The sequence below is a fragment of the Microbulbifer taiwanensis genome (assembly GCF_014904815.1).
Lineage (GTDB): Bacteria > Pseudomonadota > Gammaproteobacteria > Pseudomonadales > Cellvibrionaceae > Microbulbifer > Microbulbifer taiwanensis.
The window spans coordinates 24,057-48,876 of record NZ_JACZFR010000051.1 but is presented as its reverse complement, the minus strand read 5'-3'; the positions used below and the strand labels follow the sequence as shown (position 1 = coordinate 48,876).

At 61.8% G+C, this 24,820-nt stretch carries 21 protein-coding genes; 6 read left to right on the top strand and 15 right to left on the bottom strand.

Features of this window, described 5'->3' with window-relative positions; genetic code table 11:
• Nucleotides 1-16 precede the first annotated feature (16 nt).
• The 6 genes from IG627_RS17075 to rpsU form a co-directional block, all read right to left on the bottom strand.
• Complete coding sequence (locus tag IG627_RS17075) at nucleotides 17-2,638, bottom strand: autotransporter family protein (RefSeq protein ID WP_193193852.1); 2,622 nt, start codon at nucleotides 2,636-2,638, stop codon at nucleotides 17-19.
• A gap of 131 nt (nucleotides 2,639-2,769) precedes the next feature.
• Nucleotides 2,770-3,159 (bottom strand): diacylglycerol kinase, encoded by a 390-nt coding sequence (locus tag IG627_RS17070; protein ID WP_193193850.1) that lies wholly within the window; start codon nucleotides 3,157-3,159, stop codon nucleotides 2,770-2,772.
• Between the two features lie 147 nt (nucleotides 3,160-3,306).
• A complete protein-coding gene (rpoD, locus tag IG627_RS17065; RefSeq protein ID WP_193193848.1) occupies nucleotides 3,307-5,184 on the bottom strand; it encodes an RNA polymerase sigma factor RpoD in 1,878 nt (625 codons plus the stop codon).
• Between the two features lie 194 nt (nucleotides 5,185-5,378).
• The gene (gene dnaG, locus IG627_RS17060; RefSeq protein WP_193193847.1) at nucleotides 5,379-7,358 is read right to left on the bottom strand and encodes a DNA primase; all 1,980 of its coding nucleotides are present in this window, start codon (nucleotides 7,356-7,358) and stop codon (nucleotides 5,379-5,381) included.
• A gap of 23 nt (nucleotides 7,359-7,381) precedes the next feature.
• Complete coding sequence (locus IG627_RS17055) at nucleotides 7,382-7,828, bottom strand: GatB/YqeY domain-containing protein (RefSeq protein WP_193193845.1); 447 nt, start codon at nucleotides 7,826-7,828, stop codon at nucleotides 7,382-7,384.
• A gap of 291 nt (nucleotides 7,829-8,119) precedes the next feature.
• A complete protein-coding gene (gene rpsU / locus IG627_RS17050; RefSeq protein WP_183461320.1) occupies nucleotides 8,120-8,335 on the bottom strand; it encodes a 30S ribosomal protein S21 in 216 nt (71 codons plus the stop codon).
• 228 nt (nucleotides 8,336-8,563) lie between these two features.
• Between rpsU and tsaD the strand changes: the two genes are divergently transcribed.
• From tsaD to folK, 3 genes are read left to right on the top strand one after another with little or no spacing between them, the layout of a single operon-like run.
• Entirely contained in the window at nucleotides 8,564-9,598 is a 1,035-nt protein-coding gene (tsaD, locus tag IG627_RS17045) for a tRNA (adenosine(37)-N6)-threonylcarbamoyltransferase complex transferase subunit TsaD (RefSeq protein ID WP_193193843.1), read from the top strand.
• A gap of 3 nt (nucleotides 9,599-9,601) precedes the next feature.
• Nucleotides 9,602-9,982, top strand: a complete 381-nt coding sequence (gene folB / locus IG627_RS17040) for a dihydroneopterin aldolase (RefSeq protein WP_193193841.1) — start codon at nucleotides 9,602-9,604, stop codon at nucleotides 9,980-9,982.
• Between the two features lie 2 nt (nucleotides 9,983-9,984).
• Nucleotides 9,985-10,482: a 2-amino-4-hydroxy-6-hydroxymethyldihydropteridine diphosphokinase gene (folK, locus tag IG627_RS17035; RefSeq protein WP_193193883.1), complete on the top strand. Its 498-nt coding sequence runs from the start codon at nucleotides 9,985-9,987 to the stop codon at nucleotides 10,480-10,482.
• 72 nt (nucleotides 10,483-10,554) lie between these two features.
• Here folK and IG627_RS17030 read toward each other — a convergent pair whose 3' ends face one another.
• Entirely contained in the window at nucleotides 10,555-11,667 is a 1,113-nt protein-coding gene (locus IG627_RS17030) for an NADH:flavin oxidoreductase (RefSeq protein ID WP_193193839.1), read from the bottom strand.
• A gap of 129 nt (nucleotides 11,668-11,796) precedes the next feature.
• Here IG627_RS17030 and IG627_RS17025 point away from each other — a divergent pair, with 129 nt between their 5' ends.
• Entirely contained in the window at nucleotides 11,797-12,258 is a 462-nt protein-coding gene (locus IG627_RS17025) for a winged helix-turn-helix transcriptional regulator (protein WP_193193837.1), read from the top strand.
• A gap of 103 nt (nucleotides 12,259-12,361) precedes the next feature.
• On the opposite strand, the gene IG627_RS17020 is transcribed toward IG627_RS17025, so the two are convergent.
• Together IG627_RS17020 and IG627_RS17015 are read right to left on the bottom strand one after the other, a co-directional pair.
• Nucleotides 12,362-13,105: a pteridine reductase gene (locus IG627_RS17020; RefSeq protein ID WP_193193835.1), complete on the bottom strand. Its 744-nt coding sequence runs from the start codon at nucleotides 13,103-13,105 to the stop codon at nucleotides 12,362-12,364.
• A complete protein-coding gene (locus IG627_RS17015; RefSeq protein ID WP_193193833.1) occupies nucleotides 13,098-14,321 on the bottom strand; it encodes a multifunctional CCA addition/repair protein in 1,224 nt (407 codons plus the stop codon). The genes IG627_RS17020 and IG627_RS17015 overlap by 8 nt, the downstream gene beginning before the upstream one ends.
• 536 nt (nucleotides 14,322-14,857) lie before the next feature.
• Between IG627_RS17015 and IG627_RS17010 the strand changes: the two genes are divergently transcribed.
• Nucleotides 14,858-15,424 (top strand): response regulator, encoded by a 567-nt coding sequence (locus IG627_RS17010; RefSeq protein ID WP_193193831.1) that lies wholly within the window; start codon nucleotides 14,858-14,860, stop codon nucleotides 15,422-15,424.
• A 71-nt stretch (nucleotides 15,425-15,495) separates the two neighbouring features.
• Here IG627_RS17010 and IG627_RS17005 read toward each other — a convergent pair whose 3' ends face one another.
• The 3 genes from IG627_RS17005 to IG627_RS16995 form a co-directional block, all read right to left on the bottom strand.
• Nucleotides 15,496-17,085: a SpoVR family protein gene (locus IG627_RS17005; RefSeq protein WP_193193829.1), complete on the bottom strand. Its 1,590-nt coding sequence runs from the start codon at nucleotides 17,083-17,085 to the stop codon at nucleotides 15,496-15,498.
• Nucleotides 17,085-18,365 carry a YeaH/YhbH family protein gene (locus IG627_RS17000; protein ID WP_193193827.1) on the bottom strand — a complete coding sequence of 427 codons (1,281 nt, stop codon included), beginning with the start codon at nucleotides 18,363-18,365 and terminating at the stop codon, nucleotides 17,085-17,087. Before IG627_RS17000 ends, IG627_RS17005 begins: the two co-directional genes overlap by 1 nt.
• 211 nt (nucleotides 18,366-18,576) lie before the next feature.
• On the bottom strand, nucleotides 18,577-20,499 hold the full coding sequence (locus tag IG627_RS16995; protein ID WP_193193825.1) for a PrkA family serine protein kinase: 1,923 nt from the start codon (nucleotides 20,497-20,499) through the stop codon (nucleotides 18,577-18,579).
• A gap of 364 nt (nucleotides 20,500-20,863) precedes the next feature.
• On the opposite strand from IG627_RS16995, the gene galE reads away from it, so the two are divergent.
• A complete protein-coding gene (gene galE / locus IG627_RS16990; RefSeq protein WP_193193823.1) occupies nucleotides 20,864-21,889 on the top strand; it encodes a UDP-glucose 4-epimerase GalE in 1,026 nt (341 codons plus the stop codon).
• A gap of 59 nt (nucleotides 21,890-21,948) precedes the next feature.
• Here the strand turns inward: galE and IG627_RS16985 are convergent, their stop codons facing one another.
• The 3 genes from IG627_RS16985 to rsmA form a co-directional block, all read right to left on the bottom strand.
• Nucleotides 21,949-23,061: a CapA family protein gene (locus tag IG627_RS16985; RefSeq protein WP_226865344.1), complete on the bottom strand. Its 1,113-nt coding sequence runs from the start codon at nucleotides 23,059-23,061 to the stop codon at nucleotides 21,949-21,951.
• Nucleotides 23,062-23,156: 95 nt separating this feature from the next.
• Nucleotides 23,157-23,969, bottom strand: coding sequence for a symmetrical bis(5'-nucleosyl)-tetraphosphatase (locus IG627_RS16980; protein WP_193193821.1), 813 nt, complete (start codon nucleotides 23,967-23,969; stop codon nucleotides 23,157-23,159).
• A 23-nt stretch (nucleotides 23,970-23,992) separates the two neighbouring features.
• Nucleotides 23,993-24,802 (bottom strand): 16S rRNA (adenine(1518)-N(6)/adenine(1519)-N(6))-dimethyltransferase RsmA, encoded by an 810-nt coding sequence (rsmA, locus tag IG627_RS16975; RefSeq protein ID WP_193193819.1) that lies wholly within the window; start codon nucleotides 24,800-24,802, stop codon nucleotides 23,993-23,995.
• Nucleotides 24,803-24,820: the final 18 nt, after the last annotated feature.

Here is a 24,820-nt window from a genome sequence, read left to right as displayed (position 1 = left end):
TTAACGGTCCGGTGAGCTACCAGGCCCAGTTGAAGCCCAGATTGGCGTTGCCGCCCTCCCAGTCCAGGCTGTCTACCGAGTGCTGGTAGCTGAGGGCAAAGTAGGCGCTGCCCCCTTCGCGCTGCAGCAACACCAGGCCGCCACCGACTTCGACCCAGGTCGCCTGGCGGTCGTTTCTCAGCTTGACGCGGTTGTCGAACTGTATATCGTCATCGCCGCCCAGGGTGTGCCAGAGGTTGCCGAACAGGTAGTACTGGTTACGCCCCTCGCGGTTGTAGCCGCGCAGGCCCGCGCGGAATGTGAGTTCCGGGGTCACATCCGGTTCCACACGGGAGATGCCGTCCCGGTAGGCGTCGAAGTTGGTGTAGTTGGCCACCAGCTGCCACTGGGGCTCCAGGTTTATCCGCTGGCTCACCGGCAGGGTAAGGCCCTGCTCGGCAGACAGGCTGAGCTGGGCGCCGTAGATGGTGTCGTCGACGTCGCGGCTGGAGCGGCTCTCCAGTTCCACATAGGCAGCCTTGGCAACCAGGTCCAGGTAGCTCTGGTTCATACGGTAATCGGTGAAGTAGCCGCCGACATAGTGGCTCTGCAGTTGGTTGCGCCCGGCGTTGAAGTGCCGGAAGCCGCGGGCGAAGCCGCTGACGTCGCCGTTGGCGCGACTGCTGCCGACAAACAGGCCCAACTCCTGGGAACCCCGGCAGCTGGGGCCTGCGTAGAGGTTGGCGCCCAGTTGAAAGCCGCTGAAGTGGCCGTCGAAGCGGCTGTAGACATCACCCTCCCAGTCCCTTTCTGCCTGCTCGCGATAGAGGCGCAGCCAGGCACTATTCTCGCCGCCGCTCCAGTTGCGCTGTTCCCCGCGGCGCTTGTGGTAGCTGCCGATTTCCGTCAGGGAGAGGTAGTGGGCGAGGGATTTTGCCTGGGCATAGAGCGGGACTTCCGGGCGATAGAGGGGCAGCGGATCCGCGCCGAGCGGGGGCGCCGCGGCCACCATAGGCACAGTGCCTGGTGGTTGCGGCGGTACCGGGGTGGTGTCAGGTGCCTGTGCAGGGGAGGGGGGCTGTGTCGCGACGCTGGGCGGATTGCTGCCCGGCAGCAGGCTGGAGCGCAGGTACCAGTTGTCCGCCTCGTCGGGTTCGTCGGCGCCGCGGAACAGGAAGTACTCGTAGGGCCCCGCGGAGAGAGGGCCGACCATAAAAAAGGCATCGCCAGCGGTGCTGCCGCTGTTCAGCGTTTCCACCACCCTGATGCCGTCGCCGGTCCGGGCGCCGCGGCCGCCAATCTGATTGAACAGCAGTTGGGTGCTACCGGACGCGTGGCCGCCGTCTATCTGCAGCTTGTCGGCGGGGCTGCTGTCGTCTTCGAGTATCACATCGAGAATTACCCGGCCGCTGCCGGTGTAATCGCCGGCGACCCGCAGCCTGTTTTCGGTGGCGCCGCCTTGATCGGGAGTGCCGCGCAGGTCGATGGTGCCGTTGTTTTCCAGCAGTAGCGGCTGCCCCACGGCGGAAGTCACGCTAGCGCTGAATCCCGGCAGCAACAGGCGGTTGCCGGCGTCGACGAGCAGTTTTGTGTCCAGGCCATCGGTACCGCCGAGCACTAGGCTGTTGCTCAGCAGCAGGCCGGAGTTGTCGCTCAGTCGCACCCTTTCCCACTGCTGCAGTTGTGCCGGGTCGCCGAGGAACTGATGGCTGAGCAGCAGGCTGTCGTTGCCGAGATCACCGTTGAGTGTGGTGCTGCCGAGAGTGGCGACGGCGTTCAGGGTGGCGTTGTCATCACCGTCGCCCAGCTGCACGCTGTCGCTGACTGTGCCGGCACCGCTCCAGGTAAAGGTATCGTTGTCGTGACCGGTGATAACCCGGTTGCCGATGGCGCCGCCGGAGAGTTCGATGACGTTGTCGCCGCGACTGAAATCCACATCGTTGCCGACGCTGCCGCCGGTCATGCGCAGCGTGTCATTCTGGAGTCCCGCCAGTATGTCGTCGTCCACCCGGCCGCCGCGCATGTTCATCTCATTGTTGGCGATACGCAGGTCGATGGTGCCGACGCGGCCGCCGGTCATAGTGGTGAAGTCGCCGTCGGAAAGGGTGCCGACAATGCGGCCACCCTCGATCAGAGCGCGATCCAAGCCGCTGCCCTGGTCGAGGCTGTCGATAAGGCCGCCGCGCATATTGAAGTGGTCGACGCCGCCGCGCTGTTCGATATGGCCGCTGACCTGGCCGCCCTCCATATTGAAGGTGTCACTTCCGCTGCCATCGCCAAATTCGATCGCGAGGCCGCCGCTGTTGCTGATATTACCTCGGTTGGTCACTGTGTCGTCGCCATCCGCGGACAGCTCCAGGGTGTTGGCACCGCTGCTGTTCAGGGTGCCGTTGTTCTCCACTAAGGCGTTATCGCCGAGCTCGATGGCCGGGCTGGCGGCCGTATCGATGGTGGCTCCGCTGTCGACGGTCACAGTGACATTGCTGGAGGCGGGTGCCTGTACGCCGGCGGTATCCGTGCCTTCACAGAGCACGCTGCTGTTGCTGGCGGGCGTGTTGTCGCTGCAGGCGGCGAGGAGTGCCTGGGGGCTGGAAAATCCGGCGGCCAGCAGCAGGCTGGTGCAGTGAATCCACAGGTGCCGCGGGCGCTTTGGGGCCATAAACCTTCCCTGGTTTACTGATCGGATTGTTCGGGGAAAAAGTCTAGACGAGCCTCCTGCAACTGGCGGAATAGTTGGGATCTAATGCGGGGGACGGAAGGGAAGGGTGGGAGCCGGGCTCCCACAGGCGGTCAGGGCAACCAGCGCGGCACCAGAATGCAGCTCCAGGTGAAGAGCCACAGCAGCAGGGAAATGGATACGGCGGCGGAGCCGGTGTCCTTGGCGATTTTCGACAGCGGATGTTTTTCCGGGCCTATGCGGTCGATGGCCGCCTCCACCGCACTGTTGAGCAGTTCGACGATCATCACCAGCAGGGTGACGCCGATCAGTATGGCGCGTTCTATACCGCTCTCGCCGAGCCACAGTGCCAGCGGAATCAGGAATATGGCCAGGGTGACCTCCTGGCGGAATGCGGCCTCGTTGCGCCAGGTGGCGAGCAGGCCGTGCCAGGAGTAGGTGGTGGCGTCGATCAGTCGGGAGATGCCGGTCTTGCCGGGTTTGTTGATGAATTCTTCTTGCATGCTGTTTTTCTTTAGGCGCATTCTTTTCACCCTCTCCCCCGGCCACTCTCCCCTCTCCCGCAAGCGGGAGAGGGGAGAGTGAGGGCAGGGCGCAGTCATCTTAATGTCATAAAAAAGCCCGGCAGTGCCGGGCTTTTCGTTAAGCGCTTACGAGCTCTCGTCGAGGAAGCTACGCAGGTGCTCGGAGCGAGACGGGTGGCGCAGCTTGCGCAGTGCCTTGGCCTCGATCTGGCGGATGCGCTCGCGCGTCACGTCGAACTGCTTGCCCACTTCCTCCAACGTGTGGTCGGTATTCATATCGATACCGAAGCGCATGCGCAGCACCTTGGCTTCGCGCGCGGTCAGGCCGGAGAGCACGGAGCGGGTGGCGTCGTGCAGGCCGGTCTGGGTGGCGGTATCCACCGGCGAGGACTGGTTCTGGTCCTCGATGAAGTCGCCCAGGTGTGAGTCTTCGTCGTCGCCGATCGGAGTCTCCATGGAGATGGGTTCCTTGGCGATCTTGAGGACCTTGCGCACCTTGTCTTCCGGCATATCCATACGCTCGCCCAGCTCTTCCGGTGTCGGCTCGCGACCCATCTCCTGCAGCATCTGGCGGCTGATGCGATTGAGCTTGTTGATGGTCTCAATCATGTGCACCGGAATGCGGATGGTGCGCGCCTGGTCGGCGATGGAGCGGGTGATCGCCTGGCGAATCCACCAGGTGGCGTAAGTGGAGAACTTGTAGCCGCGGCGGTACTCGAACTTGTCCACCGCCTTCATCAGGCCGATGTTGCCCTCCTGGATCAGGTCCAGAAACTGCAGGCCGCGGTTGGTGTACTTCTTGGCGATGGAAATTACCAGGCGCAGGTTGGCCTCGACCATCTCTTTCTTGGCGCGGCGCGAGCGGGCCTCGCCGATGGACATGCGGCGGTTGATTTCCTTGATCTGGCCGATTTCCAGGCCGGCGCGCTCCTGGCACTGGGCCAGTTTGCGCTGGCAGCGGATGATGTCATCTGCCACCTGGCGCAGGGCGTCGGAGTAGTCGCGCTTCTTCTTGATGATGCCCGGGATCCACTCTTCGTTGGTCTCGTTGCCGGGGAACTCCTTGATGAAGGTCTTGCGCGGCATCCGCGCCCGCTTGATGCACAGGTTCATCACGGTGCGCTCCTGCTCGCGCACATCGTCGAGAATGCTGCGCACCTCGTTGTACAGCGGGTCGAACTGGCGCGGGGCCAGTTTGAAGAAGCGGAAGACCTCGCCCACTGCTTCCATGGCCTCGCCGGCCTGTTTGGAGTCGCGGCCATGCTTCTTGATCGCGGCGTCGGCTTTCTTCTGCGCGGCGATCAACTTGCTCATGCGCTCGGCCAGCTCTTCCGGGTCTATGCCGCCGGTGTTCTCTTCCTCTTCCTCGGAGGAGTCATCGCCGTCATCGTCGTCGGAATCGCCGTCGTCGTCATTGTCGCTGCTGCTGGTTTGCGCTGCGGCCTGGCCCGTCTGTGCGCCCGGGGGCACTTCGTCGGCCGGGTCCAGCCAGCCGGCGATGACGTCGGGGATGCGGCGCTCTTCTTTCTCGATCAGCTGGTACTCGTCGATGATCTGCTGCACGGCGCCGGGCCAGTAGGCCAGGGCGGCCATCAGTTCGCGCAGGCCCTCCTCGATACGCTTGGCAATGGCGATTTCGCCCTCGCGCGTGAGCAGCTCAACGGTGCCCATTTCGCGCATATACATGCGTACCGGATCGGTGGTGCGGCCCACGTCGGATTCCACTGCGGCCAGGGCGGCGGCGGCTTCGGCGGCGGCTATCTCATCGGCGGAGCTGTCGCCCTCGGCCATCAACAACTCTTCGGCATCCGGTGCGCTTTCGAACACCTTGATACCCATGTCGTTGATCATGCCGATGATGTCTTCCACCTGATCGGGATCGGAGATGTCCTCCGGCAGGTGGTCGTTCACCTCCGCATAGGTCAGATAGCCCTGTTCTTTACCGCGGGCGATCAGTTCCTTGATGCGGGAAGTTGTCTGCTGCTGTTGGGTTTTGTCGGTCATGCACAACCCTGAATTCTGGGGATGAAAATACGGGACAAAGACGCGGGATTATAGCGTATTTGCGATAGCAATAACCACTCTGGCTGTCAAGTAAAGCCTGGGTGTGATGTCTGGGCTGTTCGGCTCCCGATCCCGTCCGGGGTGACTGGATATGGTGCTGCCCCCTGGTATTTCAAGGGCTGCACCTGTGACTTTCAGTTTTTCGGTTTCCAGTGCGCAAGAATGGCGAGTTCCTCGGCACTGAGTTGGCCGTTACTGCTTTTTAATTGGTTCAGCAGGCCGCGCTTGTGTTGTTTGCTGACTGCCAATTCTAGTCGTTGCAGGCAATCTCTGAATTCGGTTTCGGGCGCGTACTCTTCAAAATTGCCATTTCGTGCCAGCATGCGGGCGCCCGTTACCAGGGGGGAGCTGGCCAGGGTCTCCAGTGTTTCATGGCTGCCATCGCGGTAGTGGCCGCGCCAATGGCCGAGCAGTTGGTAGAGGGTTTGCCCGGGGCGATGCTTGATGACGTCCACAAGTTTGCCAAAGAGTTGCAGATCCGGGTCGCCGCTGTTGTGGAAGCGCTCGCTGTCATCGATCTGCTGCGCCAGTTGCGGGTGGTGCAGCAGCAGTGCGATCAGCATTCGCTCCGTCGGCAGGCGATACTGGCCGCTGCGGCGCGGTTTCGCACTGGGCCGGTATTGTTCGCTGTCCGGGGCATCGTATTCCTCTGCTGGTGGCAGGTCGCCGTACTCTGTCGGGGCAGGTGGCTGCTCTGCCGGTTGCGGGGGCGCATCGCCCTGGCGCGACGGCCGGGTTTGTGGCTGGGCCGGCGGCGGCTGCGACGCGCGGGCTCTGGCCTTTTCCGCGCTGATCACCTCCTGCAGGGTTTCCTTGTCCAGGCCGGTACGGGCGGCCAGTTGTTGGAACATCAGTTGGCGGTAGACACCTTCCGGAAGCAGGTCGAGCAGCGGCGCCGCCTGCTTGGATAGGCGCGCACGGCCGCCCATGGTCTGCAGGTTGATGTCCTCGCCGAGCAGGTCGAACAGGAAGTCCTCCAGCGGTCGCGCCTGTTCGTCGAGCAGTTGCTCAAAGCGCTCGCCGCCCACCTGGCGCACCAGTGTGTCCGGGTCCTCGCCTTCCGGCAGCAGCAGGAAGCGCAGGCTGCGGCCGTCCTGCATCTGTGGCAGCGCCGCCTCCAGGGCGCGGCGCGCTGCCGCGCGACCGGCCTGGTCGCCGTCGAAGCAGAACACCAGTTCCGGCGCGTGGCGGAAGGCCAGCTTGATATGCTCTTCGCCGCAGGCGGTACCCAGGGTGGCTACGGCGCAGCGGATACCGAACTGGGCCAGGGCCACCACGTCCATATAGCCTTCCACCACGATCAGTCGCTCCAGGCTGCGATTGGCCTGGCGCGCCTCCCACAGGCCGTAGAGTTCTCGGCCCTTGTGGAAGATGGGGGTCTCGGGTGAATTCAGGTACTTGGGTTTATCGTCCCCCAGCACCCGGCCGCCAAAGGCGATGGCGCGGCCGCGCTGGTCGCGGATCGGGAAAATGATGCGGTTGCGGAAGCGGTCGTAGTGGTGGCGCTGCCCCGACTTGCTGTTGCCGTCGCTGTCCTGGCGGCGGATGGCGAGGCCGGCCTGTTCCAGCTGGTCGGCTTTCTGCGCGGTGTCGCCCAGTTCGTTGAGCAGGTTGTCCCAGCCCGGCGGCGCCAGGCCGATACCGAAATCCCGCGCTATCTCGCCGGACAGGCCGCGGTTGCGCAAGTAGGCGACGGCGCGGCCGGCTGAGGGGTGGGCACGCAGCTGGCTGCGGTAGTAGTCGGCGGCCTTCTCGGTCAGCTGGTAGAGGGACTGGCTCTCCCGCTGGCGCTTCTCCTGCCCCGGCGCCAGCTGCTCCCTCGGCACCTCCAGGCCCTGGCTGGCGGCCAACTTCTCCACCGCCTCGGGGAAGCCCAGGCGGTCGTATTCCATCAGGAAGCCGACGGCGTTGCCGTTGGCGCCGCAGCCGAAGCAGTAGTAGAACTGCTTATCCGGGCTTACGGTAAAAGAGGGGGTTTTTTCATCGTGAAATGGGCAGCAGGCGGAATAGTTTTTGCCCGTCTTGCGCAGCTTGACCCGGCTATCCACCAGCTCGACGATATCCGCCCGTGCGAGCAGGTCGTCGATAAAGTGCTGGGGTATCTTGCCGGCCATAGGCTCTCACTGCTTCCCGGCGATCAGCCCAGCTGGGCTTTGACCAGCTTGCTGACCGCACCCATATCTGCGCGGCCCTGCACCTGCGGCTTCACCAGGGCCATGACCTTGCCCATATCGGCCATGCCGGCGGCGCCCGTCTCTTTGACTGCTGCAGCCACTAGTTCGGCAATTTCCGCCTCGGACAGCTGCTCTGGCAGGAATTCCTGGATGACGTCGATCTCCGCCTGCTCCACCGCCGCCAGCTCGGCGCGGCCAGCCTTCTCGTACTGGGTGATGGAATCTCGGCGCTGCTTCGTCATCTTATCCAGCAGGGCGAGGATGCGGGCGTCGTCCAGCTCGATGCGCTCGTCCACTTCCACGCGCTTGATCTCGGCGTTGACCAGGCGCAGGGTAGCCAGTCGCTCCTTGGCACGGGCTTTCATCGCGTCTTTGGTGGCCTGGGCCAGGGTTTCCTTGAGTGTGCTCATGGTTCTTATTCCGTATGTGCCATCTGGGTTTCACAGACTTGCAGGAGCGGCGGGGCGGCCGTCCGCCCATGGGCCGCTCCTACAGGGGGTGTTCGTCAAAGCTTATGGTGAAGGGCAAGAATAGCGCTTTCCCGGACAAACAAAAATCGGCAGGAGGGCCGATTTATACAGCCGAAGACTGCCCCGAAGGGGCGGCACAGGGATGTGCCAAACAAAAAACGGCGCGCGAGTCTGGCTCGCACGCCGTTTTCGGATTCCGCTGCGGGATCTGTCCCGCCCGGCGACTGCTATTTAGTACAGGCGCTGGAACTTGCGGTTTTCGCGCTGCAGCTTCTTGGCGTGACGCTTGACAGCGGCGGCAGCCTTGCGCTTGCGCACTGCAGTCGGCTTCTCGTAGAACTCGCGGCGACGTACTTCGGACAGTACACCGGCTTTTTCACAGGAGCGCTTGAAGCGGCGCAGGGCGATATCGAAAGGTTCGTTGTCTTTCAGTCGTACTGATGGCATTGGTTTACCTGTAATTCGTTTCTCTCGGCCTTTCCGGCAATTGCTTTTTCGCATCTCGCAGTTGCAATCCGGCGGCCGGTTCACAGCGAGGGCGCAAATTCTAAACACTTGGATCGGCGATCGCAAGCCTCTTTTCGGGTATGATAGCGCCCCTTCGGGCCGGTCCCTACAAAGAGCCTCCGGGCCAATAGATAGAAAGCCTTCGAGCCAGTTATATAGAGAGATGAAGTGCGAGTTCTGGGTATAGAAACCTCCTGCGACGAGACCGGCGTGGCCATTTACGACACCGAAAAGGGGCTGCTCGGTCACGCCCTCTTCAGCCAGGTGGATCTGCACGCCGATTATGGCGGTGTAGTGCCGGAACTGGCCAGTCGCGACCATGTGCGCAAGCTACTGCCGCTGGTGCGTCAGGTGATGGGCAAGACGGATACGCGGCCGACCGATCTGGACGGTATCGCCTATACGGCGGGGCCGGGCCTCGTCGGCGCGCTGATGGTGGGTGCCTGCGCCGGCCGCGCCCTGGCCTACGGCTGGGATATACCGGCGGTGGCGATCCATCATATGGAGGGCCACCTGCTGGCGCCGATGCTGGAGGAGCAGCCGCCGGCTTTCCCCTTTGTTGCCCTGTTGGTGTCCGGTGGCCACACCCAACTGGTGAATGTGCGCGGCCTCGGTGACTATGAGCTGATGGGCGAGTCCCTGGACGATGCCGCCGGCGAGGCATTCGACAAGGCGGCCAAGATGCTGGACCTGGACTACCCGGGTGGCCCGCGCCTGGCCGCACTGGCGGAGAAGGGGGATCCGCAGCGCTTCACCTTCCCGCGGCCGATGACCGACAGGCCGGGGCTCGACTTCAGCTTTTCCGGCCTCAAGACCTATACATTGACAACGGTGCGCGACCACGCCCTGGCGGATGGCCTGCCGGATGAGCAGACCTGCGCGGATATCGCCGCCGCCTTCCAGATGGCGGTGGTGGATACGCTGGTGATCAAGTGCCGCCGTGCCATTAAGGCGTCCGGCCACAAGACTTTGGTCATCGCCGGCGGCGTTTCCGCGAACAAGCTGTTGCGTGCGCGCCTGGAGGCGAAGTTGCGCGAAGAGGGGGCTGGGGTCTTCTATCCGCGCCACGAGTTCTGCACCGATAATGGCGCCATGATCGCCTATGCTGGCTGCCTGCGCCTGCAGGCGGGGGAACAGTCTGACCTGGCTATAGAAGTGCGGCCGCGCTGGCCGATGACGGAATTGAAAGGGAGTCTCAGCTGACCCATGGATATCGTTTATATACGGGATTTGAAGGTGGATACCATTATCGGTATCTACGACTGGGAGCGCGAAGTACGCCAGACGGTGAGCCTGGACCTGGAGATGGCCTTCGACATCAGCGAGGCCGCGCGCACCGACGATATCCGGCACACCCTCAACTACAAGGCGGTGGCCAAGCGGTTGATCGCGTTTATCGAGGGCAGTGAGTTCCTGCTGGTGGAAACCATGGCGGAACAGGCGGCGGCCATAGTGCGGGAGGAGTTCGCGGTGTCCTGGCTGCGCCTGCGACTATCCAAACCCGGCGCCGTGCGCGGCTCCCGCGATGTGGGGGTCATCATCGAGCGCGGTGACAGGCCGGCCACTGGCGCCGCGGCGGAGGTGTGATGGTGGCGCAGGTATTCCTCAGCCTCGGCAGCAATATCGATCGCGAGCGGCATATCCGCGCAGGGCTCGATGCGCTGGCAGGGCAATTCGGCGCATTGCAGGTCTCGCGGGTTTTCGAGAGTGTGGCCGTGGGTTTCGATGGCGACAACTTTTACAACCTGGTGGTCGGCATTCACACCGACCTGCCGGTGGGCCAGCTGGCCCTGCGCCTGCGCGAAATCGAGGATGCCAACGGCCGCCTGCGCGCCGGACCCAAGTTCAGCGCCCGCACCCTGGATATCGATATCCTGACCTACGACGACCTGAGCGGTACCGTCGACGGCGTTAAACTCCCGCGTGGAGAGATCCTCAAGAATGCGTTTGTGCTGTTGCCGCTGGCGGAGCTGGCGCCGGATGCCGTCCACCCGCTGGAGCGGAAGAGTTACCGGCAGCTGTGGGAAGAGTACGACCAGGCTTCGCAAGAGTTGTGGCCGGTCAGCTTTGACGCTTCGGGTGGGTAAAGGCCACGGTTAAAAAAAGCAAACTAGAAAGCGGCCGATAGGGGCCGCTTTCTAGTTTGGCGGGCTGCCCCATTAGCTCAGGCTGGCCAGTGCTTCCCTGGTAAAGGGAACGATTTCCTTTTCGCGCCCGTCCCGCACCTTCGCCAGCCAGTGGGGGTCCTGCAGCAGGGCCCGCCCGACCGCGATCAGGTCGAATTCGCCTTTGTCCATACGCCGGCTCAGTTCGCCGAGGCCTGTGGGGTTGGCGGTGCCGCCCATGCCCTGGTTGTTGCCGCCGATAAAGTCATCGTCCAGGCCGACGCTGCCCACGGAAATGACCGGCTTGCCGGTGAGTTCCCTGGTCCAGCCGGCCAGATTGAGATCGGAGTCGTTAAACTCTCGCCCCCAGAGGCGCCTGGGCGAGGAGTGGAAGATGCCGACGCCGGCGTCGACCAGCGGCGCCAGCAGGCGCCGCAGTTCTTCCGGGTTCTGCGCCAGCCTGGCGTCGTAGTCCTGCTGCTTCCACTGGGAGTAGCGGAATACGATGGTGAAATCCTCGCCCACCGCCTCGCGCACGGCCTCGACAATCTCCACCGCAAAGCGGCTGCGGTTCTCGATGGTGCCGCCGTACTCGTCGTCGCGCTGGTTGGTGCCCTCCCAGAGAAACTGGTCGATCAGGTAGCCGTGGGCGCCGTGGATTTCCACGCCGTCAAAGCCGACTTCCTTCGCTGCCCTGGCCGAGTCGGCGAAGGCGCGCACCACTTCGCGGATATCCTCCCTGGTCATCGCGTGACCATTGGGCTTGCCCGGCTTGAACAGGCCGGACGGTGAGTAGCCCGGTACGGATTTGTCCGGCCCTATGCCCTCCCTGCGCACGGCGCCGACATGCCACAGCTGCGGGATTATCTGACCGCCGGCCGCGTGCACCTCGTCCACCACCTGCTTCCAGCCCGCCATGGCTTCATCGCCGTAGATCGCGGGCACGTTTTCGTAGCCGTTGGCGGCCCTGTGGCCGATGAAGGTGCCCTCGGTGATGATCAGGCCGACCTCGCCCTCGGCGCGGCGGCGGTAGTAGCCGGCCACCTGGTCGTTGGCGACATAGCCCGGGGAGGCGGTGCGCGTCATGGGGGCCATGGCCACCCGGTTGCGCAGTTTCAGGGATTTATGCTCGAAGGGGCGCAGCAGGCTGTCCAGGGAACCACTCATATCACTCTCCCGAATTGCTTCAGTAAACGGCGGAATCGGGCCAGTCGGGTGACTGGCTCCGTTAATCTGGTTGCGTTATGAAACTGTATTTGGTTTCTTGATGCAACCTTTTCCGCGTATACTGCGCCGATGACACGCAAACGTTTTGATGATCTGGGCTGTTCCGTCGCCTGCGCGCTGAACGAGGTGGGTGACTGGTGGTCCCTGCTGGTGATCAAGCAGGCGATGCTGGGCACGCGTCGCTTCGTGGATTTCCAGAGTGGCCTCGGCATTGCCAAGAATATTCTCTGTGACCGCCTGTCCCGCCTGGTGGACAATGGCGTAATGACCCGCGTCAATGTGGGTGAGCACGGTACCCGCTATGAGTACCGCCTGACCGACAAGGGGCGGGACCTGTTCGCGGTGGTGGTTGCCCTGCGCCAGTGGAGCGAGCGCTGGAACGGCAACAGGGACGATATGCAGCTGGTGGCCAGGGCCACCGGTGAAGCCATTGCGCCGCTGGTCGTGCAGAGCGCCGACGGCGAGGCACTGACGGTCAGGGATGTGTTGTTCGTGGATGAAAACGGCCAGCCGCTGGAGCGGGCTGGCTGAAGCACTCTGCCCGCGGGTGCCTGTTACCCCTGTCTCGTGAGAGTGAATGCAGCAGCCGGGGTCCTAAAAATTTCTTTTCGGCCTCCCGGTACCAGCTTGCGGCTCAGATGTTCAGGTTGCGGCCACCGTCTACGGCAATCACCTGGCCACTGATATAGGGGGCTTCGGTGACGAGAAAGCGCACCGTGCGCGCAATGTCCGCCTCGCTGCCGGTGCGGGCCAGGGGTATGCGCTCTAGGATCTGTGCCTGGGCAGCTTCGTCTCCGGTTTCCTGTTCGGGCCAGAGTATGGCGCCGGGTGCCACCGAGTTGACGCGCACCTCCGGGGCCAGTTCCAGAGCCAGGCTCTTGGTCAGCATCACCAGGCCGGCCTTGGCGGCACAGTAGATCGGGTGTCTCGGCATGGGGCGCTCGGCGTGAATGTCCGCCATATTGACGATGCAGCCGCTCCCCCCGCCATTGCTGGCGCGGGAGAGGGTTTTTGCCAGCGCCTGACTCAGGAAGAAGGGCGCCTTCAGGTTGCTGCCGATCAGCTGGTCCCACTGTTGCTCGTCTGCGCTGCCGACCGGGGTGGGGAAGAAAGCCGAGGCGTTATTGACCAGCACATCGATTCCTCCCCACTGGTCTGTGGCCTGTTCGGCCAGTCTCTCGCAGTCGGTGGCGCTGCCCAGTTCACTCTGGATCGCCACGGCTGAGTCCGGGCGGACACTGTTCAGTTCTTCCACCAGCTGCTGCGCCGCGCCGGCTGAACTGCGGTAGTGGATGATGACCCGGTGATCCCGGTGCAGCTCGCGGGCGATGGCGCGGCCGAGGCGGGCGGCGGCGCCGGTGATCAGTGCGTTACGCATTGGGGTGGTCTTCCTTTACCTTGGCAATGGCGCGGATGCGCGCGCGGTCCAGGGCTTTACCCAGTTCGGCGCCCTCGTAGCCCTGTTCCATCAGCCCGTCGGCGGTGACCGCTGCGGCGGCCTCGCGCACCGCGCGCAAGTAGTCGACCTGGGGGTAGTCCCGGTCCTGCAGGCCCTTGCGGCCGCGGGCGTCCGCCTCGCAGGCGAGCAGGAACTGCTCGAATCTCTCCGGCCGGCGCAGGGCATCGAGGGCGCGCAGCAGCTTCATCAGGGTCTGCGGTCGCAGTTCGAAAGCCTTGTGGCAGTGGAGGTGGTATTCGCACACGCCGGTGGCCAGTGCGGTCAGCTGCTTGGGGACGCGCCAGCGTCTGCAGACGTCGCGCACCAGCGGCAGGCCGGCACACTCGTGGCCGCGGTGGCTGGGCAGTATTTCCTTCGGAGTGAGGCCTTTGCCCAGATCGTGTACCAGTACCGCAAAACGCACCGGCAGTTCAGGCGGCGCCATGCGCAGGGCCATCAGCACATGTTCGCCGGTGTCAATTTCCGGGTGATGCTGGGGTGGCTGGGGGATACCGAACAGCTGTTCCAGCTCCGGAAGCAGTATCTCAAGGGCGCCGCACTCGCGCAGCACGCGGACAAAGACATCCGGATCCGGCTCGGTCAGTGCGCGGCTGATCTCCTTCCACACCCGCTCGGCCACCAGGTGCTGGACCTCACCCTCGTCGACCATCTGCCGCATCAGCGCCATGGTCTCGTCGGCGATGGTAAAACCCAGGTGGTGGTAGCGGGCGGCGAAGCGGGCCACGCGCAATATACGCAGAGGGTCTTCGGCAAAGGCGGGGGAGATGTGGCGCAGCAGCCGTGCCTCCAGGTCGGTGCGACCGCCGTAGGGGTCGATCAACTCACCGTCTTCTCCCTCAGCCATGGCATTGATGGTGAGGTCGCGGCGCAGCAGGTCCTGCTCCAGGGTGACATCGGGGGATGCGTGTACCGTAAATCCGCCATAGCCGTGGCCGCTCTTGCGCTCGGTGCGCGCCAGGGCGTACTCCTCGCTGGTCTCCGGGTGCAGAAATACCGGGAAGTCCTTGCCCACCGGGCTGAAGCCGAGGCCACGCATCTGCTTTTCATCGGCCCCCACTACCACCCAATCGCGCTCGTGGATCGGCCGGTCGAGCAGCCTGTCGCGCACGGCGCCGCCGACCAGGTATATCTTCATCGGGAGGGCTCCGGGGAGGGGTGAATGGTTTGCCGGGGTGAGCTGTGCACTGCCATAAATCCAATAGTTCCGGCGCCGCACCCTTATCTCGGGAGCGGTATATATCGAGAGGAGTGAAATCTGGAGTTTCGGCAAGATAAAAAAAAGGCCCCGAAAATACAAGGGGGCCCAGGGTCTTAGGGTATTCGCTCGGGAATATCCGTTCGCCATTCAAAGAGACTGATGCCATGCCTGGCTGCGCCCGTGGGCGCTTCGGCATCCAAGAGAACTGCCGATTCGTGACCATTCTATTTAACCTGCCATAACTGTCAACTCTACCATTCATTATTTTTTGAGGGGGTTTCTCTGCCGTTCGTTAATAAAGTACATGGGCCGAGTTTCAAGCTGGTTTTGCAGCATTGAACAGCATAATTTATAAGGGCATTTCGAAAAAACAGGATAAATTCGCGTTAAACTGTGAATTACAGCCGCATGTTGCGTATGCGGACTTCGAAAGTGCCTGTCAGTAATTGCAGGATGTTGGGGGAAGAATAAAGATGAACGAACTGCATGTGCTTACCACCGGGGAGGCCGCGAGATACTGTGGGGTGAATTTCCGCACCGTAATTCGCTGGATTGAACGGGGTCAGCTCAAGGCATACAAGCTGCCTGGTCGTGGAGATCACCGTATCTGCGTCGACGACTTTGTCGGTTTTTTGCGCGATAACGCCATGCCGGTGCCCAGTGAGCTGGCCGCTGCCAGCCGCAAGGTGCTGCTGCTGGCGAGTGACCCGGAGCTGACCGCCGCCGGCCGCCAGGCCCTGCAGCAGGTGGGTTGCGATGTCGAGGTGGCCGGAGACAGCTTTATCGCCGGAACCCTGATGGCGGGCTGTAAGCCAGCCCTGATGGTGATTGATGCCAATCTGGTGGGGGTCAACGGCTTCCAGATCCTGGATCACCTGCGCTCGCGCAGCGAGTACGCCAACGTGCGTGTGCTGGTGGTAGCGCCGGCCGGTGAGCGGGATCAGCAGCGCTGGCTGGATGCCGGGGCGGATGCCCTGGTGGCCCACCCGGGCGAGCGCAGCGAGCTGGCGGCCAAGGTGAAGTTGCTGCTCGAAGTGTGATTAGTGATCAGTGGTTGGTGGTCAGTGGCTGCAGCCCTGCTGAACACTCACCACCAACCACTGGCCACTCGTCAAATGGGCTTGGGAACCAGCATCGATTCCTCTTCCCGGTCGGGCCTGTCCCTGCCCAGTTCCGGGCAGTGATAGCTGGCGGTGATTTCTTCGCCATTCAGGCTGTGTAGGTGCACGTCGAATCCCCACAGGCGGTGCAGGTGACGTAGCACCTCATTGGTGTCCTTGCCCAGTGGGCGGCGGCGATGCTGGGTGTGGTGCAGGGTCAGGGAGCGGTCCCCGCGGGTTTCCACCGAATAGACCTGGATGTTGGGTTCGCGGTTGCCCAGGTTGTACTGCCCGGCCAGATTGGCGCGCAGCTCCCGGTAGCCATCCTCGTCGTGGATGGCACTGACCACTATCTCGTTCTCGCGGTCGTTGTCGCTGATGGAGAAGAGCTTCATGTCGCGCATCACCTTCGGCGACAGAAACTGCAGGATAAAGCTCTCATCCTTGAAGTCGCGCATGGCGAACTGCAGCGTCTCCTTCCAGTTGCTTCCCGCGATGTCCGGGAACCACTGGCGATCCTCATCGGTGGGATTTTCGCAGATGCGCCTCAGGTCGCTGAAGATGCTGAAGCCCAGGGTGTAGGGATTGATGCCGTTGTAGTAGGGGGTGTCGAAGGATGGCTGGTAGATCACATTGGTGTGACTCTGCAGGAACTCCATCATAAAGCCTTCGGTCACCCGGCCGCGTCGATAGAGTTCGGACAACAGTGTGTAGTGCCAGAAGGTGGCCCAACCCTCGTTCATTACCTGGGTCTGGCGCTGTGGATAGAAATACTGTGCCAGCTTGCGCACTATGCGCACCAGCTCCCGCTGCCAGTTCTCCAGCAGCGGCGCATTTTTCTCGACGAAGTAGAGGAGATTTTCCTGGGGCTCCTCCGGGAAGCGCCTTACTGCCGCTTCTTCCGCTCCCTCGCCCAGTTTGGGGATTGTCCGCCACAAGTCATTCAATTGCCGCTGGCGGTATTCCTCCCGCTCCTTCTGCCGCCGCTCCTCTTCCACCGCCGAGATGGGGTATGGACGCTTGTAGCGGTCCACACCGTAATTCATCAGCGCGTGGCAGGAATCCAGGATCGCCTCCACCTCGTCCAGGCCATGGCGCTCTTCGCAGCGGGCGATGTAGTTCTTGGCGAAAATCAGGTAGTCGATGATGCTGCTGGCATCTGTCCAGGAGCGGAACAGGTAATTGCCCTTGAAAAAGGAGTTATGGCCGTAACTGGCGTGAGCGATTACCAGTGCCTGCATCGTCATGGTGTTTTCTTCCATGAGATAGGCGATACAGGGATTGGAGTTGATCACAATCTCATAGGCCAGGCCCATCAGTCCGCGCTGGTAGTTGTTCTCCACGCTGATGAACTGCTTGCCGAAAGACCAGTGGTTGTAGCCCACTGGCATGCCCACCGATGAGTAGGCGTCCATCATCTGTTCGGAGCTGATCACCTCTATCTGGTTGGGGTAGGTGTCCAGGCCAAACTCCTCCGCCAGTTCGCCGATGGCCCGGTCGTAGTCCTGGATCAGCTCGAAAGTCCACTCCGAGCTGGTGGAGATGGGGCCGCTGGATTCCGACTTGGGCGCATCGGTCTCGGTTGTAAAAGTATCTAGCATCAGGCGGCAACCTTCTGGCTGAACAGTTGGCGGAAAACCGGGTAGATATCCTGTACGTCGACTATCTGCTCCATGGCAAAATGATTCGGGAACAGGGTGCGCACGCTTTCGTACTCCTCCCACAGCGCCTGGTGATCTCTCGGAGTAATCTCCACGTAGGAGTAGTACTGCACGTGGGGCATGATGTCGTCGATCAGTATCTTGTGGCAGGTGCTTGAGTCGTCGTTCCAGTTGTCGCCATCAGATGCCTGGGCGCCGTAGATATTCCACTCGCTGGCGGGGTAACGCTCGTGCATGATGCGGCGCATCAGTTTCAGTGCACTGGAAACGATGGTGCCGCCGGTTTCTCGCGAATAGAAAAACTCCTCCTCGTCCACTTCCTTGGCGCTGGTATGGTGGCGGATAAATACCACTTCGGTGTATTCATAGCTGCGCTGCAGAAACAGGTACAGCAGCAGGAAGAAACGCTTGGCCATATCCTTGGTGGCCTGGTTCATGGAACCGGACACGTCCATCAGGCAGAACATCACCGCGCGGGACCGGGGGCGCGGCTGGCGCACCAGTAAGTTGTACTTGAGATCGAAGTCGTCGAGGAAGGGCACGCGATCTATGCGGCGGCGCAGCTCGGCAATTTCGCCGCTCAGTGACTCGATCCTGCGTTGGTCACGCAGGGCCGGATCCTTGTTTTCCTCCTGTTCGAGCTCCAGTTCCAGTTCGCGAATATTGCGCCGCTTGCTGCTGGTCAATGCGATACGCCGCGCATTCGCCGCACGCAGAGAGCGCACCACATTGATACGGCCCGGTGTGCCCTCGTTACTGATGCCGGCGCGCACCACCTGGAATGACTCGTTGCCGGCCAGGCGGCGCTTGATCATATTGGGCAGCTGCAGGCCCTCGAACATAAAGTCGAGAAATTCTTCCTGGGAGATCTGGAAGACGAACTCATCCACGCCTTCGCCGCTGTCACTGGCGGCTCCGCCGCCTCCACCGCTGCCACCCTGCTGGCCCTGGCGGGGAATCCTGTCGCCGGAAATGAATTCCTTGTTGCCGGGCAATACCCGCTCGACGTGGCCGCCGGCACCGTGGGAAAAAATGGGTTCGTTGATATCGCGGGTGGGGATACTGATACGTTCCCCCTTATCCATATCGGTAATGGAGCGGCTGTTCATCGCCTCTCCGACAGCCTTCTTGATATGGGCCTTGTAACGGCGCAGGAACCGCTGGCGGTTGACTGTGCTTTTCTTTTTGCCGTTCAGGCGGCGGTCGATGATGTAACTCATATTACTGCCTTGTGACCAGGTGGTCCGCTTGTGGCTCCGTGGCGGCCGTGCTGCCGGTGGCCTTTCGCGGGACACGCCGTGAATACATCCCTGTAGGCTTGTCGGCCGGGTCCCTCCGGCCGACAGTCCCGCAAAAGGCCACCGGCATCACGTCCTTCGCATTTGATCCGGCGTCCAGTACGGGCTCGCCTTGGCTAAATGGTTGTTTTCGCTATTGCGACTTGCGCACCCGCAGATACCACTCCGAAAGCAGGCGCACCTGTTTCTCCGTATACCCCCGCTCCACCATTCGGGCGACAAAATCGGCATGTTTCTTCTTGTCGTCTGCAGAGGCCTTGGTGTTGAAGGAGATCACCGGCAGCAGGTCCTCGGTATTGGAGAACATCTTCTTCTCGATCACCGCGCGCAGTTTTTCGTAGGAGCGCCAGTCGGGGTTCTTGCCCTGGTTGTTGGCGCGGGCGCGCAGTACGAAGTTGACTATCTCATTGCGGAAATCCTTCGGGTTGGAAATGCCGGCGGGTTTCTCAGTCTTTTCCAGCTCCTCGTTCAGTGCGCCGCGATCGAGTATCTCGCCGGTCTCCGGGTCACGGTATTCCTGGTCCTGGATCCAGAAATCGGCATAGGTAACATAGCGATCGAACAGGTTCTGGCCGTACTCGGCATAGGATTCGAGGTAGGCGGTCTGAATTTCCTTGCCAATAAACTCAACATAGCGCGGCGCCAGGTATTCCTTGATAAAGCCCAGGTAGTTTTCCTGGACCTCCGGCGGGAACTGTTCCTGCTCTATCTGCTGCTCGAGGACGTAGAGCAAGTGCACCGGATTGGCCGCCACTTCGGTGGCGTCGAAATTGAACACCTTGGACAGTATCTTGAATGCAAAGCGTGTGGAGAGACCGTTCATGCCCTCGTCGACGCCGGCGTTGTCCCTGTACTCCTGGATGGTCTTGGCCTTTGGATCCGTATCCTTCAGGTTCTCACCGTCGTAGATACGCATCTTCGAGTAGAGACTGGAATTTTCCGGGTTCTTGACCCGGGACAGCACCGAGAACTGTGCCAGCATACGCAGTGTGTCCGGCGCGCAGGGGGCTTTGCTCAGGGAGCTGTTTTCCAGCAGCTTGCCGTAAATCTTGATTTCCTCCTGCACCCGCACACAGTAGGGGACCTTGACGATATAGATACGATCGAGGAAAGCTTCGTTATTGCGGTTGTTGCGGAAGGACTGCCACTCGGACTCGTTGGAGTGGGCAAGAATGGTACCGTTGAACGGTATCGACCCAAGGCCTTCGGTGCTGTTGTAGTTGCCCTCCTGGGTGGCGGTCAGCAGCGGGTGCAGTACCTTGATCGGCGCCTTGAACATCTCCACAAATTCCATCAGCCCCTGGTTGGCGCGGCACAGGCTGCCGGAGAAACTGTAGGCATCCGGATCGTTCTGTGGAAAATCCTCCAGCTTGCGGATATCGATCTTGCCCACCAGGGAGGAGATATCCTGGTTGTTTTCGTCGCCCGGCTCCGTCTTGGAGATGGCTACCTGGTCGAGAATCGACGGACGGATTTTCACCACGCGGAACTTGCTGATATCGCCTTTGTATTCATGCAGTCGCTTCACTGCCCAGGGCGACATGATCGTATTCACATAGCGCCGTGCTATGCCGTAGTCCTCTTCGAGTATCTGGCCGTCCTCATTCGGTGAGAACAAGCTGAGGGGAGACTCGAATACCGGCGAACCCTTGATGGCATAGATGGGGACTTCTTCCATCAGCGCCTTGAGTCGCTCGGCAAGAGAGGACTTGCCGCCGCCCACCGGTCCCAGCAGATAGAGAATCTGTTTCTTTTCCTCCAGTCCCTGGGCCGCGTGGCGGAAGAAGGAGACGATCTGCTCAATCGCCTCCTCCATGCCGTAAAATTCGCTGAAGGCCTCGTAGCGCTTGATCACCTTGTTGGAAAAGATGCGCGACAGGCGCGGGTCGCGGGAAGTATCCACCAGCTCCGCCTCGCCAATGGCCATCAGCATGCGCTCGGCCGGGGAGGCGTAGGCACTGCGGTCGGTCCTGCACAGCTCCAGGTATTCCTGAATGCTGAGCTCTTCATCCTGGATGGATTCGTACCTCTCCAGGTAGTGATTGAAAATCGTCATGATGTACGGCTCCCTGTAGCGTGTCGGACAGCGTTCGGCGTCCTGCCAGTCGCGCTGGATGAATGCACAGCCTACTGCGTCAAAAGTGCGTCTAACCCGATGGGCTGTGGCCTGGACGCTAAGCCTTCTCGGTGGCTTAGCGTTTCTGGGATGCGCTTGGGCGCAAAACACTATCTTTATTACCAGTGGCAGTGATAGCTCACCGCCGCGCGGAAGCAAAGGCGAAATGACTTCCTGCACTTCCAGCATAGTCTTCCGTGTAACGGCGGCGGCGAAACGCCGCCAACATAGGTTGAATCTGACGGCAGTTTTGCGCTCTACTAGGCACCTTCTTGAGAACTCAATGTGATTAGAGGAAGTCGTTATGGCGATCCTGGTTACCGGCGGCGCCGGTTATATCGGCAGTCATACGTGTGTCGAATTGCTCGCCGCGGGCTGGGATCCGGTGGTGGTGGACAACCTGTCCAACAGTAGCGAAGCCTCCCTGCACCGGGTTGAGGCCATCGCCGGGCGCCAGGTGCCTTTCCACAGGGTCGATATTGGCGATGCCGCCGGGCTGCACGAAATTTTTTCCCGCTATTCCATCGATGCGGTAATTCATTTTGCCGGCCTGAAGGCGGTGGGTGAATCTGTGGCGCAGCCGCTGCGCTATTACCAGAACAATGTTGCCGGTACCCTGACCCTGTGCCAGGTGATGGAGGAGTTCGGCGTGCGCCAGCTGATCTTCAGCTCCTCGGCCACCGTCTACGGTGACCCGGCCAGCGTACCCATTCGCGAAAACTTCCCCACCGGGGCCACCAACCCCTACGGTGCCAGCAAATTGATGGTGGAAGACATGCTGCGGGATCTCAGTGCGGCGCCGCAGAGTCAGTGGAAGGTCAGCCTGCTGCGCTACTTCAATCCGATCGGTGCCCACGAGAGTGGCACCATCGGCGAGGACCCGCGCGGTATCCCCAACAACCTGCTGCCCTATGTGGCCCAGGTGGCGGTGGGGCGCCTGCCGCAGCTGCAGGTGTTCGGCGATGACTACGATACCGTCGACGGTACTGGCGTGCGAGACTATATCCACGTGGTCGACCTGGCCCGCGGTCACCTGGCGGCACTGGAAATGCTGCGCCGCAAGGAGACGCCGGAGGGCTGTTACACCCACAACCTGGGCACCGGCCGTGGCAGTTCGGTGCTGGAAATAGTGCGCGCCTTCGAGCGGGTCAGCGGCCGCGAGGTTCCCTACCAGATAGTCCCGCGCCGGCCCGGCGATATCGCTGCCTGCTATGCCGACCCGGCACTGGCGGCGAAGGAATTGGGCTGGAGGGCCGAATTCGACCTGGAGCGAATGGTCGCAGATACCTGGCGCTGGCAGTCGCAGAATCCGAATGGCTACGCCTCATAGGAAGGTCAAAGGAGCGCAGCGACGTGCCCATCGTCCACGGTCTTGACGGGCACGCTGGGCTACCAGTGCAAAAGGAACGACTCCCCTCTATCTGACAGTCGCAACGTCGCCCCCAACGGGCGGCACTCGCGGTCCAGGGTGCCGAGCAGCCAGTCGCGGTCATCGTTTGCCGGCGTCTGCAAGCGGAAGCGACGCATCTCGAACGGAATCACCTCCAGCCGTCGCAGGGCGCCGCTTTCTCTGTCCAGGTCCACGCAGTAGAGCGGGCGCAGGTGCGAGCGGTACTTTTCATGGCCACTGCTGATGCCCTCATAGTCGTTGATCAGATCCCCGCAGCCGTAGAGAATCGCCCGCTGCTGATAGACCTCTATGCCGATGGGGTGGTGGGAGGAGTGGCCGTGCACCAGGTCCACGCCGGCGTCGATCAGCCTATGGGCGAATACCCGTTGTTGGGGCGCGATGCGGTAGCCCCAGTTGCCGCCCCAGTGGATGGAGACAATGACCAGGTCCCCGGACTGCCGATAGACGTCTATCTGCTGCGCCAGGCCTTGCGCGGTTTCAGCGGACAGGTTGCCAATAAAATTGACTCCGGCTCTATTCTCTGTCGCCGCCCACTCCTCTGGAATGCCGCTGCTGTAGTGACCGCAGGCGAACACCAGCAGCCGTTTCTCTCCGAGATTTGCTACCGCCGGCGCCGCGGCGGAGTCGGCATCTATTCCCGCACCGGCAACTTCCAGTCCCGCCTGCCGCAGGCTGAGCAGTGTCTCCTGCAATCCAGCGTAACCCCAGTCCAGTACATGGTTGTTGGCCAGGCTGCATATGTCTATCTGCGCGGCGGTAATGGCCGGCATATTGCCCGGGTGCATGCGATAGTTGATGCCCTTGCCGGGCCAGAAATCGTCGCAGCGGGTCACGGCGGTTTCCAGATTGATGATCCTGCAATCCGCCTCGCGCGCAGCCATGGCCCCGAGCGCCTCGCCCCACAAATAGTCATATGGCACGGGTAGCGGAATGCCGCCATTGCGCTCCTCCGCGAGTGCGATATAGCCCTTGGCGGAGCGCATATGGGATTCATGGATCTGCGGGTTGCCGGCGCAGGACAGTACCTGGTCAATGCCGCGGCCGGTCATTACGTCGCCGGTGAGGATCAGTCTGAAACCATTGGATCGCAAGTCACGCCTTTATGCGAGTACTGGATTCGTAATTCAAAGCGTACAGTCGAGGAAGGCCAAATGGTCGCGGCCATCGAATTTAGTGTGAGCAGCCCCTAGAGACTGCAGTCTGCACAGAAAAACTCTTCGTCACTGAGCCTCATCGCAGTCAGGTAGCCGCCCCAGACGCAGCCGGTATCCAGCGCATAGACATTTTTTGTATCGGCCCTGCCTTCCAGCGCCGCCCAGTGGCCGAAGATGATCTTGTCGTTCCTGGTCTTTCTGTCGGGGAAGCTGAACCAGGGTCTGTAGTCGCCGTGCTCGGCCTGGGGGCCGCGTTTGGTGACCAGGTCGAGGGTGCCATCGGCCTTGCAGAAGCGCATGCGGGTGAAATAGTTGGTGATGGAGCGCAGCCGCTCGATGCCGAGCAGGTGGTCGCTCCAGCAGTGGGGCTCGTTGCCGTACATGCCGTAGAAGAAGGCCTTGGCCAGGGCGTCGTCGGCCAGGGCATGGTGCATTTCGCGGGACAATTCCAGCGCCTTGGTGATGCTCCAGATCGGCGGTATGCCGGCGTGCACCATGGTGAAACCTTTCTTGTGCACCACCAGCGGCAGTCCCTGCAGCCAGCTCAGCAGTTTGTCGGCGTCCTTGGCGCGCAGTACTTTTGCCAGGTCGTGCTCGTGATCGGTGAGGCGCTTGGCGCCGTGGGCCAGCGCCAGCAGGTGCAGGTCGTGGTTGCCCAGCACCGCGGTGACCTGGTGTCGGTGCTCGTACAGAAAGCGCAGTGTGCCGAGGCTGTCGTGGCCGCGGTGCACCATATCGCCGGCCAGCCACAGCTTGTCGCGGTCGGGGCGGAAATGGATTTTTTTCAGCAGTCGCTGCAGCGGCTCAAAACAGCCCTGTATATCGCCGATGGCGTAGGTGGCCAAAACACAACCCCGAATCTTTTCCGTTACTTTTTTTCGAGCTCAGCGCAGTAGTTTGCCAGCTGCACGAATTCCTGCACGCTGAAAGTTTCCGGTCGCCGCCCTGCGTCCACCGGCAACCGGTCGGTATCGAGGTCAGGATACAGGGGTTTGATGGCATTGCGCAGTGTCTTGCGCCGCTGCTGGAAGGCGACATTGACGATGCGTTCCAACAGCGCCTCATCCTGGGCCGGGTGGGGTGGGCTGGCGTGGGGGATCAGGCGCACTATGGCGGATTCCACCTTGGGCGCCGGGCGGAAGGACTGCGGCGGTACCGGGAAGAGTCCCTGTACGCGGCAGTGGTACTGCACCATCACGCTGAGGCGGCCATAGGACTTGTTGCCCGGGGTGGCACTGAGTCTGTCCACCACTTCTTTCTGCAGCATAAAGTGCATGTCCTGCACCTTGCCCCTGAAACTGAGCAGGTGAAACAGCAGCGGTGTGGAAATGTTGTAGGGCAGGTTGCCAACAATGCGCAGCGGCCTGCCGCCGGCCTCTTCGGAGAGAGTGCCGAAGTCGAATTTGAGCGCGTCCTTTTCGATAATGCTGAATTCCGGATAGTCGCGGAATTTGAATTGCAGTAGCGGTATCAGGTCGCGGTCCAGTTCCACTGCAGTGAGCGACGGGCAGCGCTGCAATAAAAGTTGGGTGATGGCCCCCTGGCCGGGGCCGATTTCCACCAGCTTGTCGGTTTCCTTGGGCGCCACGGCGCGCACTATACGCTCGATAATATTCTCATCGACGAGGAAGTTCTGGCCGAAGCGCTTGCGCGCCTTGTGTTGGAAAAAGTTATCCATCAATAAATCTGTACGTTG

Bases quoted from the DNA above. Each gene is read 5' to 3' on its own strand.
- IG627_RS17075 (WP_193193852.1), bottom strand. From the start codon at position 2,638: ATGGCCCCAAAGCGCCCGCGGCACCTGTGGATTCACTGCACCAGCCTG.
- IG627_RS17070 (WP_193193850.1), bottom strand. From the start codon at position 3,159: ATGCAAGAAGAATTCATCAACAAACCCGGCAAGACCGGCATCTCCCGA.
- rpoD (WP_193193848.1), bottom strand. From the start codon at position 5,184: ATGACCGACAAAACCCAACAGCAGCAGACAACTTCCCGCATCAAGGAA.
- dnaG (WP_193193847.1), bottom strand. From the start codon at position 7,358: ATGGCCGGCAAGATACCCCAGCACTTTATCGACGACCTGCTCGCACGG.
- IG627_RS17055 (WP_193193845.1), bottom strand. From the start codon at position 7,828: ATGAGCACACTCAAGGAAACCCTGGCCCAGGCCACCAAAGACGCGATG.
- rpsU (WP_183461320.1), bottom strand. From the start codon at position 8,335: ATGCCATCAGTACGACTGAAAGACAACGAACCTTTCGATATCGCCCTG.
- folB (WP_193193841.1), top strand. From the start codon at position 9,602: ATGGATATCGTTTATATACGGGATTTGAAGGTGGATACCATTATCGGT.
- IG627_RS17030 (WP_193193839.1), bottom strand. From the start codon at position 11,667: ATGAGTGGTTCCCTGGACAGCCTGCTGCGCCCCTTCGAGCATAAATCC.
- IG627_RS17025 (WP_193193837.1), top strand. From the start codon at position 11,797: ATGACACGCAAACGTTTTGATGATCTGGGCTGTTCCGTCGCCTGCGCG.
- IG627_RS17020 (WP_193193835.1), bottom strand. From the start codon at position 13,105: ATGCGTAACGCACTGATCACCGGCGCCGCCGCCCGCCTCGGCCGCGCC.
- IG627_RS17015 (WP_193193833.1), bottom strand. From the start codon at position 14,321: ATGAAGATATACCTGGTCGGCGGCGCCGTGCGCGACAGGCTGCTCGAC.
- IG627_RS17010 (WP_193193831.1), top strand. From the start codon at position 14,858: ATGAACGAACTGCATGTGCTTACCACCGGGGAGGCCGCGAGATACTGT.
- IG627_RS17005 (WP_193193829.1), bottom strand. From the start codon at position 17,085: ATGCTAGATACTTTTACAACCGAGACCGATGCGCCCAAGTCGGAATCC.
- IG627_RS17000 (WP_193193827.1), bottom strand. From the start codon at position 18,365: ATGAGTTACATCATCGACCGCCGCCTGAACGGCAAAAAGAAAAGCACA.
- IG627_RS16995 (WP_193193825.1), bottom strand. From the start codon at position 20,499: ATGACGATTTTCAATCACTACCTGGAGAGGTACGAATCCATCCAGGAT.
- galE (WP_193193823.1), top strand. From the start codon at position 20,864: ATGGCGATCCTGGTTACCGGCGGCGCCGGTTATATCGGCAGTCATACG.
- rsmA (WP_193193819.1), bottom strand. From the start codon at position 24,802: ATGGATAACTTTTTCCAACACAAGGCGCGCAAGCGCTTCGGCCAGAAC.